Consider the following 15098-nt stretch of genomic DNA (forward strand, 5'->3'; position numbering starts at 1 on the left):
AGGATCAGTTCGAGCCGTAGATGCCCGAGAAGGTCTTCAGATCCTGGTCGGTATTCTTCAAAGCTTCAGCGGCCTTGATCGGCAGGACCTTGATGGCATCACGCGCCGGGAAACCTTCCGGCAGCTTCATGCCATTGCGGGCCGGGATATAGCCGAGCTTGAGAAAACCTTCCTGGCCCTTTTCCGAGAGCACATAGTCGACGAACTTCTTGGCGGCCTCGGCATTTTTGCTGCTCGCCAGGATGCCGACCGGCTCGGTGACGGCCGAAACGCCTTCGCTCGGGAAGACGAACTCGACGGGCGCGCCCTTGGCCTTTTCGCGGATCGGCAGGTAATCGACGACCACGCCATAGGCCTTCTCGCCCGAGGCGACCGACTTCAGCACGGCGCCGTTGCCGCCGGCGGCGATCGCGCCGTTTTCGGCGAGCGCCTTGTAATAGTCCCAGCCGAGGCCGGGAACGGCAGCAAGCGTCTGGGCGTGGATGAGGGCGGCACCCGAAGCAAGCGGGCTCGGCATGGTGACGAGGCCCTTGGCTTCCGGCTTTGTCAGGTCCTTCCAGCTCGTCGGCTTCATGGCGGCCGAGGTGTTGTACATGATGCCCGTCGTGATCAGCTTCGTGGAATAGTAGTAGCCGTCAGCGTCATAGAGCGAGGCGTCGTACTGAGCGGCTTCCGTCGACTTGTAGGCCAGCAGCTTGCCCTCTTCCTTCAGGCGCTCCAGCGTCACCACGTCGGCGATGAGGAGGATGTCAGCAACGGGGTTGCCGGCCTGGATCTCGGCCTGCAGCTTGGCGATGATCTTCGGCGTGCCGTCGCGCACCCAGTCGACCTTGATGTCGGGATTGGCCGCCATGAAGCCATCGACCGTCGCCTGGGCGTCTTCGTTCGGCTGGCTGGTGTAGAGAACGAGGTTTGCGGCAAGGGCCGGAACGGCAAAGAGGCTCGCGGCAAGAAGCGCTGCGGCGGAAACGATCGTTTTCATGAGAGTGATCCTCGAGATTTGCGGTCACCCTTCCCTTATTGGCGGTGGTTGACAGGCATGTGACACGGGGGGCGCCAGAGCCGGATTCACAACCTTCCCCGACGCTTCGCCCGCCCTGCCGACAATAGAGTTGATCGGCCTGCCGATTTCTGGAATCGCCTGTGAATGCGGCCGTTCAGGCCGATTCGAGGGGATGAGCGGAATGAAAAGAACACCCTGGCGCGCGCGCCTGCGCTACCAGTTCGACAAGAGCATGGCCGCCGGCCCGATCGCGCTCATCGGCTGGTTGGCGGTGATATCGCTGATCGTCATCATCGCCGCCGGACTGCTGCTGGCCCTGACCGGCATTGCGCCCGACGGCGGCGAGCATATGAGCTTCGTCGAGGGCGCCTGGGAATCGCTGATGCGCACCATGGATGCCGGCACGATGGGCGGCGATCTCGGCTGGCCCTTCCGCGGCGTCTCTCTCGTCGTCACCATTTCAGGCATCTTCGTCTTTTCCGCCCTCATCGGCGTGCTGAGCTCCGGCCTTGAGGAAAAGCTCGACGACCTGCGCAAGGGCCGCTCGCAGGTGCTCGAAAACGACCACACGATCATCTTCAACTGGTCGCCCTCGATCTTCGACGTCGTCTCGGAACTCGTCACCGCCAATGCCAGCCGCCGCCGCCCGCGCATCGTCATCATGGCCGCCAAGGACAAGGTGGAGATGGAGGACGAGCTTGCCGACAAGATCGGCGACTTCAAAAACACCCGCATCATCTGCCGTAGCGGCGATCCGACGGATCTCTACGACATCAACATCGTCAATCCGCACACCTCCCGCTCGATCATCGTGTTGTCGCCGGAAGGCGCGCATGCCGATTCCGAGGTCATCAAGACGGTGCTCGCCCTCGTCAATGATCCCGGCCGGCGCGAGGCGCCCTACCAGATCGCCGCCGAAATCCGCGATGCGAAAAACGCCGAGGTGGCGCGCATCGTCGGCGGCAAGGAGCTGCAGCTGGTGCTCGCCGACGACCTGATCTCGCGCATCGTCGCCCATTCGAGCCGCCAGTCGGGCCTGTCGGGCGTCTATTCCGAACTGCTCGATTTCGACGGCTGCGAAATCTATACGCTCGACCAGCCGGAACTCGCGGGCAAGAGTTTCGGCGCCGCCGTGATGATGTACGAGACCTCGACGCTGATCGGCTTCTGCGACACGCAAGGCGAAGTCTATCTCAACCCGCCGGCAAACCGCATCTTCCTGCCCGGCGAGCGCGCCATCATCATCGCCGAGGACGATGCGGCGGTCAAAAGCGGCGCGGTCGAGATGCGCATCGACAAGGAAGCGATCGTCGCACCGGTGACACGGCAGGCGAAGGCCGAACGCACGCTGATGCTCGGCTGGAACCGCCGCGGCCCGCTCATCGCCCACGAACTGTCGCGCTACGTCGCCCCCGGCTCCGAACTCACCATCGCCGCCGACACGCCCGATATCGAGGCGGAGGTCCGCGGCCTGAAGCTTGCCGGCGGCAATATGAAGATCACCTGTCGCCTCACCGATACCAGCAGTCGGGCCGAACTCGACGGGCTCGACATTCCCGCCTATGACCATGTGCTGGTACTCGGCTATTCCGATCACATGGCGCCGCAGCCGGCCGATACGCGCACGCTCGTCACTTTGCTGCAGCTGCGCCGGATCGCCGAGACGAACGGCCGCCACATCGGCATCGTCAGCGAGATGATCGACGTGCGCAACCGCGAGCTTGCCGCCGTCACCCGCGCCGACGACTTCGTCGTCAGCAACAAGCTCGTCAGCCTGATGCTGGCCCAGGCTTCCGAGAACGCCCAGATGGCGGCGATCTTCGACGAGCTGCTCGATGAGGATGGTTCCGAGATCTATATGCGCCCCGTCACGGACTATGTGTCGATCGACAGGCCGGTGAGCTTCTACACGATCTGCCTGGCGGCGCTGCGTCGCGGCGAGGTCGCCATCGGCTATCGCCGCCAACGGCCGGGCGATGCAGACGCCCGCAACCTCGCCGGCGTCGTCGTCAACCCTCAGAAATCGGATCTTCTGGCCTTTTGCGAAGCCGACCGCCTGATCATCCTCGCGCGGCAGTAAACGGGTCACGGCACCTGCGCGCCGTGACCCCCTCGAACGTTATTTTGCGGCCTCTTCGATAAGCTCCGCCACCTTCTGCGGCTGCGAAACCATCACCACGTGGGAAGCGCCCTCGACCACGACGGTGTGCTTCGACTTTGCCCGCTCGGCCATGAAGCCAAGAGCTGCGGCCGGAATGTTCTTGTCGCCGGTGCCGTAGACAAACCACGACGGCAGCTTCTTCCAGGCGGGCTCGCCCGATTTTTCGTTGAGAGCGACATCGGTGACCGGGCGTTGCGCCGCCGCCATCAGGGCAGCCTGTTCAGCCGGCACATCGCTGGCGAACTGATCGTGGAATTTCGCCTGGTCGATATAGAGATCGACACCGCCCGCGCTGAGTTTCACCGGAGCTGCAAGCGCTGCGCCCAGCGTGCCGCCGGGAAACTTGCCGGCAAGATCGGCAACCGATTCCCCTGCATCCGGCGCGAATGCTGCGACATAGACCAGGGACTTGACGTTGTTGTGGCCGTTTGCGGCGGTCGAGATCACCTGCCCCCCATAGGAATGGCCGACGAGAACGACCGGGCCGGCGATACTGGCGACCACATCGGAAACATAGGCAGCGTCATTGGATACGCTGCGCAGCGGATTGGCGGCAGCCACGACCGGGAAACCGTCCTTGCGGAGGATCTCGACGACGCCGTTCCAGCTGGATGAATCGGCAAAGGCGCCATGGACGAGAACGACGGTCGGCTTGGCCGGCTCGGCAACGGCAGTACCGGAAAGAAGCGCACCCGCCAGGGCGACGACGGCAGCAAACTTGAACATTGGTCATTTCCTTTCGTCAGTTGAGTTTCGCTAAAGGGTCATTCCGGGAAGCAGGGGGGAGGATCAATTCCGCCCGCCGTCCGCATTCCCAATCCGATATAATTTGTAGGCGATTTGTTTGTACACGATCTAAATAGGCGACTTCCGCCCGAGCGTCAATAGCTTGCAAATAGATCGCGCACAAATTATATTGGGGACCAAGGAGAAGGTGATGAAAGACGCCACATCAGATGCTCTCGCCGACGTGCCGAAGGTCGATGAAATGCTTTGCTTTTCAATCTACTCGGCAGGCCATGCCTTCAACCAGCTTTACCGGCCGCTGCTCGACGAGTTGGAACTCACCTACCCGCAATTCCTGGTGATGACCACATTATGGGCGCGCGACGACCGCACGGTGAAGGATCTGGGCGAGACCCTGTTTCTTGACTCCAGTACCCTCACCCCGCTGTTGAAGCGGCTGGAGAAATCAGGCCTCGTCACCCGCAATCGAAATCCCGCCGATGAGCGCCAGGTCCTGCTTCGCCTGACGAAGGAGGGGCACGCCTTGAAGAGCCGTGTGGCTCCCGTGTTCGACTGCATCGGGAAAGCCGTCGGTCTCGACGCTGAGACCGTCAGCAAGATCCGGGAAACGATTGCGTCCATCCGCGACAACATTCACAAGAAGAACAGGGAAGAGACCTGACGCCGCGCCCCGGTAGATCGATTTCCGTCGACAAGCCGATGGCATATTGTAGGATCCGTCTGCCGGCGCCCTGCCGCCGGCCCGCGCGATCGCCGGTGGCAGCCAAACGGCCAGGATTCCCGCGCCCGCAATATTGCCTGATCTCACGCAGGCGTGAATGCGCTGCCATTGCCATTTCGCCGTACTGAGGTACGTCAATCGTGTTTTCCATGAGGGAGGAGTTTCAATGGAATATCGTCTGCTCGGCCGTTCCGGCCTCAAGATTTCGACCTTGACCATGGGCACGATGACCTTCGGCGGCGTCGGCTGGGCGAAGATGGTCGGCGATCTCGGCGTCTCCGAGGCGAAGAAAATGATCGATATCTGCATCGATGCTGGCATCAACCTCATCGACACCGCCAACGTCTATTCGTCAGGCGAATGCGAAAATATCATCGGCGAGGCGCTCGCCGGCAAGCGGCCGCAGGGCGTGCTGCTCGCCACCAAAGCCCGCTTCGGCATGGGTGAAGGTCCGAACGACAGCGGTCTGTCGCGCTACCACCTGATCCGCGAATGCGAGGCGAGCCTGAAGCGCCTGAAAACCGATGTCATTGACCTCTACCAGGTGCATGAATGGGACGGCCAGACGCCGCTCGAAGAGACGATGGAAGCGCTCGACACCCTGATCCGGCAGGGCAAGGTGCGTTATGTCGGCTGCTCGAACTATTCCGGCTGGCACATCATGAAGGCTCTCGGGATCGCCAACGAACACCGCTACCAGCGCTTCGTCAGCCAGCAGATCCACTATACGCTGGAAGCCCGCGACGCCGAATATGAGCTGCTGCCGATCGCAATCGATCAGGGCCTCGGCGTGCTGGTCTGGAGCCCGCTCGCCGGCGGCCTGCTTTCCGGCAAACACCGCCGCAACCAGGCAGCCCCCGAAGGCACGCGCCAGTTCGCCGGCTGGACCGAGCCGCCGATCCGCGACGAGAACCGCCTGTGGAACATCGTCGAGACGCTGGTCGCGATCGGCGAGGAGCGCGGCGTCTCGGCCGCTCAAGTTGCGCTCGCCTGGCTGATCGGCCGCAAGGCGGTCACCTCGGTCATTATCGGCGGCCGCACCGAAGCCCAGTTCCGCGACAATATCGCCGCCGCCGAACTGAAGCTTACTGATGAGGAGCGCAAACGCCTCGACGCCGTCAGCCTGCCGCCGGTCCTCTATCCCTACTGGCACCAACTGAACACGGCGAGCGACCGGCTCAGCGAAGCCGATCTCGAGCTTTTCGGCCCGCACATCCAGCAATAAGTCGGCGCGACATCGCACGGCGAAAGACAAGCGTCACAAAATATGCACTCTCGCCGTGTTATCCTGCGACCCCGCTCAACCCGCGAGGTTCGCCATGCTGAAGAATTACAAGGTCCTGAAGGGCACGGCGAGCGCGCTCGCCCTCGATGACGACAACGATCCCCATATCGAGATCCGCATCGAGGCGAACGGCGTCAGCTACCGCATCGCGCTCAACGTCCGCTCCAAGGAATCGCCGCACGACCTGCTCTACGCCAACATCGTCGATTTCAAGCACGGGACGCTGACGGAGGCGCTTGAAGCCCTGCCGATGGGCCTGACCGATATCCGCAAAGACCGTCCGGAGCTCGCGATCGATTATGTCCGCGGCGGGCTGATCGAGCGCGAAGACATGAACGTCGCGCCCTTCCAGCTCTCCGGCCCGAAGAACGACCTTCGCGACTTCATCGAGCCGATCGTCCAGGAAGGCATCGCCGACTCCGACGTGCATTTCTACGCCTTCGGCGAGGCCTGGGGGCCCGAGAACAACAAGCCGGACGAATATTTCCACTTCGAGCCGGGCAACGGCATCCACGACATCCATATGAACCAGGGCGACAATGGCGGCTTCAAGGCCACCAACGGCCCGAACCAGGATGGCGCGCTGCTCGTCCATTTCACCGACACCGGCGAATGGGCGGCGATCTTCCTCTGCTTCCAATCGCAGAACTGGAACACCGATGCGGCGACCGGCCATCCCGTCGCCGAGGACCGCGGCGGCCAGGGCCGCGGCGAAGGCACACGCCGGCCGCAGCCTGTCGTCGCCTCCTCGCTGCGTATCATCGCCGCGCTGATCAACCCGGTAAACGGCGCAGGCGGCGTGGAAGCCGAAACGGTGACGCTGATCAACCGCTCCGACATGGCGGTAGCCCTCGACGGCTGGAAGCTGGAGGATGACAACGGCCGCACGCAGACGCTGTCGGGATCGCTCGCCGCAGGCGAGCTGCGCACGATCGCGCTCAACGCCGCAGCCGGCGGCCCGCAACTCGCCAACAAGGGCGGCGACATCATCCTGCGCAACACCGACGGCGCCGTGGCCGACCGCGTCGGCTACGGCAAGAGCGAGACGGCGAACGAGGGTTGGACGACGATCTTTTGATTGGTGTTCCCTCTCCTCCCTCATTCCTGTGACGAGCACAGGAGGGATGAGAGGGCGTGCCGTGCAGCCCCCTCATCTGCCTGCCGGCATCTTCTCCCCGCTGGGGAGAAGCGGAATCGTGGCAGCGTTTCGCACTTCTTGAAGAAGAGCGTCTTGCCCCTCTTCTCCCCAGCGGGGAGAAGGTGGCCCGAAGGGTCGGATGAGGGGGCTGCACGGCACAACGGTTATCGTTGCCCCCACTCCCGACACTCACCCGCCGATCTCGTCAGCAATCAACTTGCCTAGCCGGCCGATCCCATCCTCGATCATCTGCTCATTGGCGCAGGAGAAGCTGACACGGAAGGTGTTGGCGCCGGAGCCGTCGGCGAAGAAGGCCTTGCCAGGCACGAAGGCGACCTTGGCGGTTTCGAGCGATTTCGCCAGCAGCTTGGCGCCGTCCATGCCTTCCGGCAGCGTGATCCAGATGAACATGCCGCCTTCAGGCTTCGTCCAGCTCGTGCCCTCAGGCATGTACTTTTCCAGCGCCGCCAGCATGCAGTCGCGGCGGTGGCTATACACGGCCTTGATCTTGGCGACCTGCTTGTCGAAGCCGCGCACGGCGACATCCGATATCGCCATCTGGTTGATCGTCGAGGAATGCAGGTCGGCCGCCTGCTTCATCAGCACCAGCTTGCGGATGACGGGCGCATTGGCGACGATGAAGCCGACGCGAAGGCCGGGTGCCAGCGTCTTGGAAAAGCTGCCGCAATAGATCGTGCGCGTATTGTTGATATGGCCCTTGTCGGCGATTTCAAGCGCCAGGATCGGCGGGATCGGATCGCCGTCGTAACGTAGCGACTGGTAGGCCGCATCCTCGATGACGGCGATATCGAGCTCTTCGGCAAGCGCCAGCACCTTCCTGCGGCCGGCGAGATCGACGGTTTCTCCTGTGGGATTGGAGAAATCGGTGGAGAGATAGGCGAACTTCACCTTGCCGCCGGCAGCGGACGCGGCGACGCGATAGGACTCAGGCGTCCGGTTGCCGCTCGGCGTCAGCTGGTCGTAGGCCGGCTCATAGGCGTTGAAGGCCTGCAGCGCGCCGAGATAGGTCGGCCAGGTCACGAGCGCGGTATCATCAGGCGACAAGAAGAGCTTGCCGAGATAATCGAGCCCCTGCTGCGAGCCGGAGACGATGAAGACATTGTCGAGATCGCAGGGGATGCCGAGCGCACCCATCTGCCCGACCAGCCATTCCCGCAGCGGCTTGTAGCCTTCGGAAACCGAATATTGCAGAGCCGAGTTGACGGCCGAACCATCGAAAATATCCGCGTATGCCTGCTTGAATTCCTTGTCCGGAAACAGCGCCGGGTCCGGAATGCCGCCGGCAAAGGAGATGATGTCGGGCCGGTCGAGAAGTTTCAGAAGCTCGCGGATTTCCGAAGCGCGCATACGGGAAGAGCGCGTCGCAAACATTGCGTCCCAATTCAGCATGGAGGTTTCCTCTTATTTTCTAAAGCGCGTCGCGATCTTTCAGATTCGCTCTTCGCGCCTTAGGTCTTTGTTTTTACGCATGTCGTTCTCGCAAAACCGCTGCACACTTTTGCGCGACATGCTCCAATATCCGCAGCTGATCACGCGGGGAAATTTATGTCAACAATACTGACCTATTTTTTTGTTACCGTGACAAAGTTTGAAGATCCGGCATTCGAAAGCCCCAGCCAATTGGACAGACGTTGGAGGTTTCACGCAAATGGCCCAGCCTGTTGCGTGAAAATTTGCCGGTTCGAGCGGCTATTCCTCTGCTCAAAAAGCCGAAACCGACCGATTCAGTCCTTTCCAAAACCGGCCTGGGGGCAGTAGTGTGCGCGCCATTATTCAATGGACTATCAAGGTGCCAGCATGACCGCGACGTCGACTTCTCCTGAAATCACAATCGAATTCCATAAGTCTCCCGTTCCCGACGCCGACCGCATCAAGGCACTGGAAACACCCGGATTCGGCAAGATCTTCACCGATCACATGGTCCTGGCACGCTGGACGGCCGACAAGGGCTGGCACGATGCGAAGGTGACGCCGCGCCGCCCCCTGGAACTCGATCCGGCAAGCGCCGTGCTGCATTACGCGCAGGAAATCTTCGAAGGCATGAAGGCCTACAAGGCCGATGACGGCCGCATCCTGCTCTTCCGGCCGGAAGAAAACGCCCGCCGCTTCGCGCAGTCGGCAGCCCGCATGGCCATGCCGGAAGTCCCGGAAGAGCTTTTCCTGAAGGCCGTCGAAGAGCTGGTGCGTGTCGACAAGAACTGGATACCCTCGGGCGACGCCAGCCTTTATCTCCGCCCCTTCATGTTCGCCAACGAGGCATTTCTCGGCGTTCGTCCGGCGCAGGAATATATCTTCTGCATCATCGCTTCTCCGGTCGGGGCCTACTTCAAGGGCGGCGCGAAAGCCGTCTCCCTTTGGGTCGAGACCGAATACACCCGCGCGGCCAGCGGCGGCACCGGCGCTGCGAAATGCGGCGGAAACTATGCAGCCAGCCTGGTGGCGCAAGCGGAAGCCGCGAAGAAGGGCTGCGATCAGGTCGTCTTCCTGGATGCGGCGGAGCATCGCTGGGTCGAGGAACTCGGCGGCATGAACGTCTTCTTCGTGATGAACGATGGATCGGTCGTGACCCCGCCGCTCGGCGGCACGATCCTGCCGGGCATTACCCGGGCCTCCGTCATCATGCTCGCAGAAGAACGGGGCTTGCGCGTCGAGCAGCGTCCCTACTCCTTCACCGAATGGCAGGCCGACGCCGCCAGCGGCAAGCTCGTCGAAGCCTTCGCTTGCGGCACGGCCGCAGTCCTTGCGGGCATCGGCCTGGTTCGACATGCCGGCGGCGAGTTTCTGGTCGGGGACGGACAGACCGGCAAGCTGACCAGCGAACTGCGTCAGCAGCTCGTCAGCCTGCAGAAGGGCGTAACGAACGATGAGCACGGCTGGACGCGCCTCATCACGGCCTGACCTCCAGACCTTCCACTGAAATGGCGGCGCCGACACCGGCATGGTGGGCGCCGGCCTCGGCCTCGCCCGTCGCGCGGCCGAAATATCCGCAGCCTTGAAGCTCGCCAACGCCGATGCGATCATCTATGCGACGGCCGAGCACCACAATGCCGATATCTTGACATGCGATGCCCATTTCAAGGGTCTCGAGCGCGTCCTCTACATCGACGAAAAAGACTGACCCGCATGTGACCCAAGTGCTCGACGGCGGCGGTTAACGCTTTTATCACAGTCGGGGGAATGGTAATCTGGCATTGGGGATAGCTGGTACCAGCATGGGCGGACGGCACCGAATTCAATGGCGAAAATGACGATCTCGCTTCCGGATCACCTGGCGGACTACGTCGCGCGCCGTGTCGCAAGCGGCCGATACGACAGTGCCGACACATTCCTGGCGGAGCTCGTTCTGAAGGATCAGGACCACCGTAAGCTCGACGACGACGAACTGCGCGACATTCTGAGGCTGGCCGAGGAGAGCGGCGTCAGCGACCGGCGCATCCCCGATATCCTGATGGAAACGAAGGCGAAACTGCGTGACAGCTACCTATAGCCTGACCCGAACCGCAGACGCCGTGCTCTCGGGCATCGACGAATATGCCTGTCTGCATTTCGGCGAGGCGCAGGCCGATGCCTATCTTCTCGATTGGGACAGGATCTTCGTGCTTCTTTCGCGCGTGCCTTCCATGGGAGACGAATGCGAAGAGCTCGGCGCCGGCCTTCGCCGCCTTCTCCACATGCGCCATGTCGCCTTCTATCGCGAAATACCCGATGGCATCCTCGTCCTCGACATTATCGGCGCGGACCGGCTTCCCGAACAGCACCTTCAATCCAGCCGACGATCCCGCCGGGCCGACCCGCATGCCTGATGACAGCACCGCCACCTTTTACCGGGAAAACGCCGAGACCTATGCCGGCCGGGCGCGGAGCCTGCCGAAACAGACGCTAGACGCCTTCCTGGCCGGGCTTGTGCCGGGTGCAGCAATCCTCGAACTCGGCTGCGGCGGCGGGCAGGACAGCGCCTATATGCTATCGCAAGGCTTCGACGTGACGCCGACCGACGGCTCGGCCGAACTGGCAAGGCAGGCCGAGGCACGGATCGGCCGACCCGTCAGGGTCATGCTGTTCCAGGACCTCGACGCCGAAGGTGCCTATGACGGCGTCTGGGCGCATGCGAGCCTCCTTCATGTCCCCCGGTCCGAACTGCCCGACGTCTTCGCCCGCATCCGTCGCGCCCTGAAAACAGGCGGCCTGCTCCACGCAAGCTTCAAAGCCGGGAAAGCCGAGGGCCATGACGGCCTCGGGCGCTATTACAACTACCCTTCCGCCGAATGGCTGTCGGAGCTTCTGACGAAAGGCGGCTGGCGCAACCTTGCCATCGGCGAACACGACGGCAGCGGCTATGACGACAAGCCGACCCACTGGCTGACGGTGAGCGCAAGACGCTGAAAACAGCGCTTTCTGCCCTGAAGGCGCGGCCCAGCGCTCGTCTGACGGCCCCTATTGCCGTCCTTTCGAAGGCGTGGCAATTTAGCACTAGGGCGGCGTCCAACCGCACAGATATTACGTGATGCTACAGGCTTCGCTACGCGCCACCTGCTAGAATCCACTCTTGAGATGCGCATTCTCCCCAGGCGATAACTGGAACGCGTGCATGCTAAAACGTAGTGTCCTCCTCGTTCTCCTTCTTCTGACAAGTTGTGGACATCCCAATGGCGTCATGACGCCGGTTCCGCTTTCGGCTTCCACTACCCCAACGTCCAAAGTGGCAATGCTGGTGGCTACCACGCGCGAACCATCGGGCGACCCGGCCACGCTGTTCAACGGCGAGCGCAGCTCCAAGCCGCATCTGACGCAGATCACCGTCTCGATCCCGCCGAAACGCGAGCCGGGCACGGTGCAGTGGCCCAAGCGTCTTCCGCCAGATCCCGCAACGGATTTCGCCGTGACCAATGTCCAGCAGATCGACACGATCGCCGAAGGCAGAAAATGGTTCGGGCAGCACGTGGTCGGCGGTCACGCGCTGGTCTTCATCCACGGCTTCAACAACACCTACGAGGATTCCGTCTTTCGGCTGGCGCAGATCGTGCACGACAGCAAGATGCAGGCGACGCCGGTGCTGTTCACCTGGCCGTCGCGTGCTGCGATCACGGCATACCAATACGACAAGGAAAGCACGAACTATTCGCGCACGGGATTGGAGCAGGCTCTGCGCACGCTGGCCGCCGACCCCGATGTCAAGGACATCACCATCCTGGCGCATTCGATGGGAACATGGCTTGCCATGGAATCGCTGCGGCAGATGGGCATACGCGACGGCCATGTGAATCCGAAAATTCGCAATGTGATCCTCGCCTCGCCCGATATCGATATTCAGGTCTTCGCCAAGCAGTTCGTCGAAATGGGCCAGCCGCATCCTAAGTTCACGATCTTCGTCTCCCAGGACGACAAGGCCCTTGCCCTTTCGAGCTTCATCACCGGCCGCGTCTCCCGTCTCGGCTCGATCAATCCGGCGGAAGAGCCCTATCGCTCCAAGCTCGAGAAAGCCGGCATCACCGCCATCGACCTGACGAAGGTGAAGTCAGGCGACGGGCTCAACCACGGCAAGTTCGCCGAAAGCCCCGAGATCGTCCAACTCATCGGCCAGCGCCTGATGACCGGCCAGACGCTGACAGATTCGAAGGTCACGCTCGGCCAGGGCATCACGGCCGTGGTCGGCGGGACGGTTACGAATATCGGCACTGTGGCAGCCACCGCCGTCGCGGTCCCGGCCACGATCATCGAGCAGCCGCTGATGCAAAGGGGGAAGCCGCAGCCGGCCGGCGATACGCTTGGCGGCGACCTGAAGCCGCAGCCGCTGACGCAATAGGGAGAACCGGCATGAAACGGATTCTGTCTTTCATCGCCGGACTTCTCCTCGCATTCAACGCCATGGCGCAGGCGCCCGCGGCCGCGCCGCAACAGAAGATCGACGAACTCGTCCGGCTTCTTCAGGACCCAGATGTGCAGGCCTGGCTCAACAGCCGAAAGGAGGCCGGAGCACCTGCAGCGAGCCCGGCTTCCTCAGCAAGCCCGGCTTCGGCGGCAGGCGCTTCCAATCCGGCCGACTCCAATCTGGCCGACTGGGAGACCGCTGCACGGGCGCACGTTCATGAGATCATCGCTGCGATACCGGCGATACCGGCCGAAGTGGCGGCCGCCGCCGTCAGGGCGCGGCAGGATGCCACAAGCCGGGGCTACGCGCCGGTCTTCGTCATCTTCGGCGGGCTGGTCGCTCTCGGTCTTCTCGCCGAGGCACTCTACGGCAGGCTGGTGGCGCGCCGCGAGACGCTGCTTGGACGCCTGGCCCCGGTCGGCATCTTCGCGGGCGCCATGGCGATCGTCTTCTTCGCGGTGGACTGGCCGCCTCTCGCCCGCGTCACGCTGCTCGCCTATCTCTCCGCCTTCATCCTGTTTCGCCTGGCGATCGTTTGTCTGTCGGCAGCCGATATCGCGGCACCCTTGCGCGTGCGGCTGACAATCATTTTCGGCGTCGTCTGTCTGGCGGCTGCGACGGCGGCCGTCGGCAAACCGCTTGGCGTTCCGCCTGTAGTCACCGGTGCGATCAGCTACTGTTTCTCCGTCGTCGGACTCATCCTCGCAATCGAGGCCGTGTGGGCCACCTCGCAGCGATCCCGGACGTGGAAAGCCGCCGTGGCCGCATTCCTTGTCGTGCTGTGGCTGATCTGGTGCGTCAACATGAGAGGCCTTTTCTGGATTGGTATCTATGCGCTTGTCCTGCCGTCGATCCTCAGTACGACGGGGCGCATCGCAGGCTCTTTCATCAGCGACCCCGCCAGCCTTCGCGGCATCCTGATCGTCAGAGGCGCACGCGCTGTGGTCATCGCGCTCGCCGTGGCGTGGCTCGCGCTCGTCTGGCAGCTCAATCCGGATACGCTCGGCCAGCGCGATCCCTTCGCCGTCGCATTGTTCTATGGCGGACTGAAGAGCGTCCTGATCCTCGTCTGCGCCGATCTTCTCTGGCAGCTGGCAAAAGGCTGGATCGATCGAACGCTGCGCGTGGCGACCGACACGACGTCTCTCGCACCGGCCGACGCCGCAAGGCGGGCGCGGTTCCGCACGCTTCTTCCGATCTTCCGCAATGCGCTCGCCGTCCTCGTCGCTGTTATGGCGGGACTGATCGTGCTGGCGCAGCTCGGCGTGCAGATCGGACCGCTGATCGCCGGCGCCGGCATCTTCGGCGTCGCCATCGGCTTCGGCTCGCAAACCCTCGTCAAGGATGTCATCAGCGGCGTGTTCTACATGCTGGATGACGCCTTCCGCGTCGGCGAATACATCCAGGCCAAGGACTACAAGGGAACCGTGGAAGGCTTCAGCCTCCGTTCGGTTCGGCTGCGTCACCATCGCGGTCCGGTGTTCACCGTGCCCTTCGGCGAACTCGGCGCCGTCGAGAATATGAGCCGCGATTGGGTCATCGACAAGTTCAGGATCACGGTCGGCTTCAACACCGATATCGAGAAGGCGCGCAAGCTGACCAAGAAAGTCGGCGCCGAACTTCAGGAGGATGCCGAACTCGGCAAGCTCTTCATCGAGCCCTTGAAAATGAAAGGCGTCGAGGAATTCGCCGACTACGGGATCGTCCTGAGCTTCGCCATGACCACCGTCCCCGGCATGCAGACCTTTGTGCGCCGCAAGGCCTACGCCAAGATCCGCGAAGTGTTCCTGGCCAACGGCATCGCCTTCGCCCAACCGACGGTGCAGGTCGGAGGCGACGACAAGGACGGCAGCGCGGCCGCGGCTGCCCAGGCGATCCGAGCCCAGCAGGCGAGTGCGGCGACGCCGGCGAAGTGAAGTGGTGGCGGAGCTTCAGGCGAGGTCGTTGACGCGTGATCGCCATCAGCGAAGAGCAAGCGGCCGCTGAAGCCCGGCGCCGCGCCATTCATTGTCATGCGCGCTGGCCAGGCACGGCTCCTGCCCTGCACAAAAGGCTCTGAGTGGACCTGGAGTTGACCCAATCCGCAAAACTTTGACTATCACATTTTCCTGGTCATCGGGGTCGCGATTGCGTTCTTATCTTACCAATCCGTA

13 protein-coding genes and 1 pseudogene are annotated in these 15098 nt (G+C 62.6%); 11 read left to right on the top strand and 3 right to left on the bottom strand.

Annotated elements, in window-relative coordinates; all coding sequences use genetic code 11:
* Window positions 1–4 precede the first annotated feature (4 nt).
* Window positions 5–982 (bottom strand): ABC transporter substrate-binding protein, encoded by a 978-nt coding sequence (locus NE852_RS14260; protein WP_008533596.1) that lies wholly within the window; start codon window positions 980–982, stop codon window positions 5–7.
* A 202-nt stretch (window positions 983–1184) separates the two neighbouring features.
* Here NE852_RS14260 and NE852_RS14265 point away from each other — a divergent pair, with 202 nt between their 5' ends.
* Window positions 1185–3083 carry a hypothetical protein gene (locus NE852_RS14265; protein WP_258155738.1) on the top strand — a complete coding sequence of 633 codons (1899 nt, stop codon included), beginning with the start codon at window positions 1185–1187 and terminating at the stop codon, window positions 3081–3083.
* 39 nt (window positions 3084–3122) lie between these two features.
* Here NE852_RS14265 and NE852_RS14270 read toward each other — a convergent pair whose 3' ends face one another.
* Window positions 3123–3890 (bottom strand): alpha/beta fold hydrolase, encoded by a 768-nt coding sequence (locus tag NE852_RS14270; RefSeq protein WP_008533592.1) that lies wholly within the window; start codon window positions 3888–3890, stop codon window positions 3123–3125.
* A gap of 211 nt (window positions 3891–4101) precedes the next feature.
* Here NE852_RS14270 and NE852_RS14275 point away from each other — a divergent pair, with 211 nt between their 5' ends.
* The 3 genes from NE852_RS14275 to NE852_RS14285 all read left to right on the top strand — a co-directional run bounded on the left by NE852_RS14275 (window position 4102) and on the right by NE852_RS14285 (window position 6995).
* Window positions 4102–4572: a MarR family winged helix-turn-helix transcriptional regulator gene (locus NE852_RS14275; RefSeq protein ID WP_008533590.1), complete on the top strand. Its 471-nt coding sequence runs from the start codon at window positions 4102–4104 to the stop codon at window positions 4570–4572.
* A 226-nt stretch (window positions 4573–4798) separates the two neighbouring features.
* On the top strand, window positions 4799–5857 hold the full coding sequence (locus tag NE852_RS14280) for an aldo/keto reductase (RefSeq protein ID WP_008533589.1): 1059 nt from the start codon (window positions 4799–4801) through the stop codon (window positions 5855–5857).
* A 94-nt stretch (window positions 5858–5951) separates the two neighbouring features.
* Window positions 5952–6995, top strand: a complete 1044-nt coding sequence (locus tag NE852_RS14285) for a DUF2278 family protein (RefSeq protein ID WP_008533588.1) — start codon at window positions 5952–5954, stop codon at window positions 6993–6995.
* 249 nt (window positions 6996–7244) lie between these two features.
* On the opposite strand, the gene NE852_RS14290 is transcribed toward NE852_RS14285, so the two are convergent.
* Window positions 7245–8465 (bottom strand): PLP-dependent aminotransferase family protein, encoded by a 1221-nt coding sequence (locus tag NE852_RS14290; RefSeq protein ID WP_008533587.1) that lies wholly within the window; start codon window positions 8463–8465, stop codon window positions 7245–7247.
* A gap of 408 nt (window positions 8466–8873) precedes the next feature.
* Here NE852_RS14290 and NE852_RS14295 point away from each other — a divergent pair, with 408 nt between their 5' ends.
* From NE852_RS14295 to NE852_RS14325, 7 genes and pseudogenes are all read left to right on the top strand, one after another.
* Entirely contained in the window at window positions 8874–9974 is a 1101-nt protein-coding gene (locus NE852_RS14295) for a branched-chain amino acid aminotransferase (protein WP_258155740.1), read from the top strand.
* 61 nt (window positions 9975–10035) lie between these two features.
* Window positions 10036–10194: pseudogene (locus NE852_RS14300) on the top strand (PIN domain-containing protein); the annotation flags it as partial.
* 117 nt (window positions 10195–10311) lie between these two features.
* Complete coding sequence (locus NE852_RS14305) at window positions 10312–10563, top strand: type II toxin-antitoxin system ParD family antitoxin (protein WP_037174620.1); 252 nt, start codon at window positions 10312–10314, stop codon at window positions 10561–10563.
* The gene (locus NE852_RS14310) at window positions 10547–10879 is read left to right on the top strand and encodes a type II toxin-antitoxin system RelE/ParE family toxin (RefSeq protein WP_008533578.1); all 333 of its coding nucleotides are present in this window, start codon (window positions 10547–10549) and stop codon (window positions 10877–10879) included. The genes NE852_RS14305 and NE852_RS14310 overlap by 17 nt, the downstream gene beginning before the upstream one ends.
* Entirely contained in the window at window positions 10872–11459 is a 588-nt protein-coding gene (locus NE852_RS14315; RefSeq protein WP_008533577.1) for a bifunctional 2-polyprenyl-6-hydroxyphenol methylase/3-demethylubiquinol 3-O-methyltransferase UbiG, read from the top strand. The genes NE852_RS14310 and NE852_RS14315 overlap by 8 nt, the downstream gene beginning before the upstream one ends.
* 205 nt (window positions 11460–11664) lie before the next feature.
* Window positions 11665–12879 carry an alpha/beta hydrolase gene (locus NE852_RS14320; RefSeq protein WP_037174618.1) on the top strand — a complete coding sequence of 405 codons (1215 nt, stop codon included), beginning with the start codon at window positions 11665–11667 and terminating at the stop codon, window positions 12877–12879.
* Between the two features lie 11 nt (window positions 12880–12890).
* Complete coding sequence (locus NE852_RS14325) at window positions 12891–14861, top strand: mechanosensitive ion channel family protein (RefSeq protein ID WP_008533574.1); 1971 nt, start codon at window positions 12891–12893, stop codon at window positions 14859–14861.
* Window positions 14862–15098: the final 237 nt, after the last annotated feature.

This window comes from Rhizobium sp. Pop5 (genome assembly GCF_024721175.1).
In the GTDB taxonomy this organism is placed as follows: domain Bacteria; phylum Pseudomonadota; class Alphaproteobacteria; order Rhizobiales; family Rhizobiaceae; genus Rhizobium.

Bases quoted from the DNA above. Each gene is read 5' to 3' on its own strand.
- NE852_RS14260 (WP_008533596.1), bottom strand. From the start codon at position 982: ATGAAAACGATCGTTTCCGCCGCAGCGCTTCTTGCCGCGAGCCTCTTT.
- NE852_RS14265 (WP_258155738.1), top strand. From the start codon at position 1,185: ATGAAAAGAACACCCTGGCGCGCGCGCCTGCGCTACCAGTTCGACAAG.
- NE852_RS14270 (WP_008533592.1), bottom strand. From the start codon at position 3,890: ATGTTCAAGTTTGCTGCCGTCGTCGCCCTGGCGGGTGCGCTTCTTTCC.
- NE852_RS14275 (WP_008533590.1), top strand. From the start codon at position 4,102: ATGAAAGACGCCACATCAGATGCTCTCGCCGACGTGCCGAAGGTCGAT.
- NE852_RS14280 (WP_008533589.1), top strand. From the start codon at position 4,799: ATGGAATATCGTCTGCTCGGCCGTTCCGGCCTCAAGATTTCGACCTTG.
- NE852_RS14285 (WP_008533588.1), top strand. From the start codon at position 5,952: ATGCTGAAGAATTACAAGGTCCTGAAGGGCACGGCGAGCGCGCTCGCC.
- NE852_RS14290 (WP_008533587.1), bottom strand. From the start codon at position 8,465: ATGCTGAATTGGGACGCAATGTTTGCGACGCGCTCTTCCCGTATGCGC.
- NE852_RS14295 (WP_258155740.1), top strand. From the start codon at position 8,874: ATGACCGCGACGTCGACTTCTCCTGAAATCACAATCGAATTCCATAAG.
- NE852_RS14305 (WP_037174620.1), top strand. From the start codon at position 10,312: ATGGCGAAAATGACGATCTCGCTTCCGGATCACCTGGCGGACTACGTC.
- NE852_RS14315 (WP_008533577.1), top strand. From the start codon at position 10,872: ATGCCTGATGACAGCACCGCCACCTTTTACCGGGAAAACGCCGAGACC.
- NE852_RS14320 (WP_037174618.1), top strand. From the start codon at position 11,665: ATGCTAAAACGTAGTGTCCTCCTCGTTCTCCTTCTTCTGACAAGTTGT.
- NE852_RS14325 (WP_008533574.1), top strand. From the start codon at position 12,891: ATGAAACGGATTCTGTCTTTCATCGCCGGACTTCTCCTCGCATTCAAC.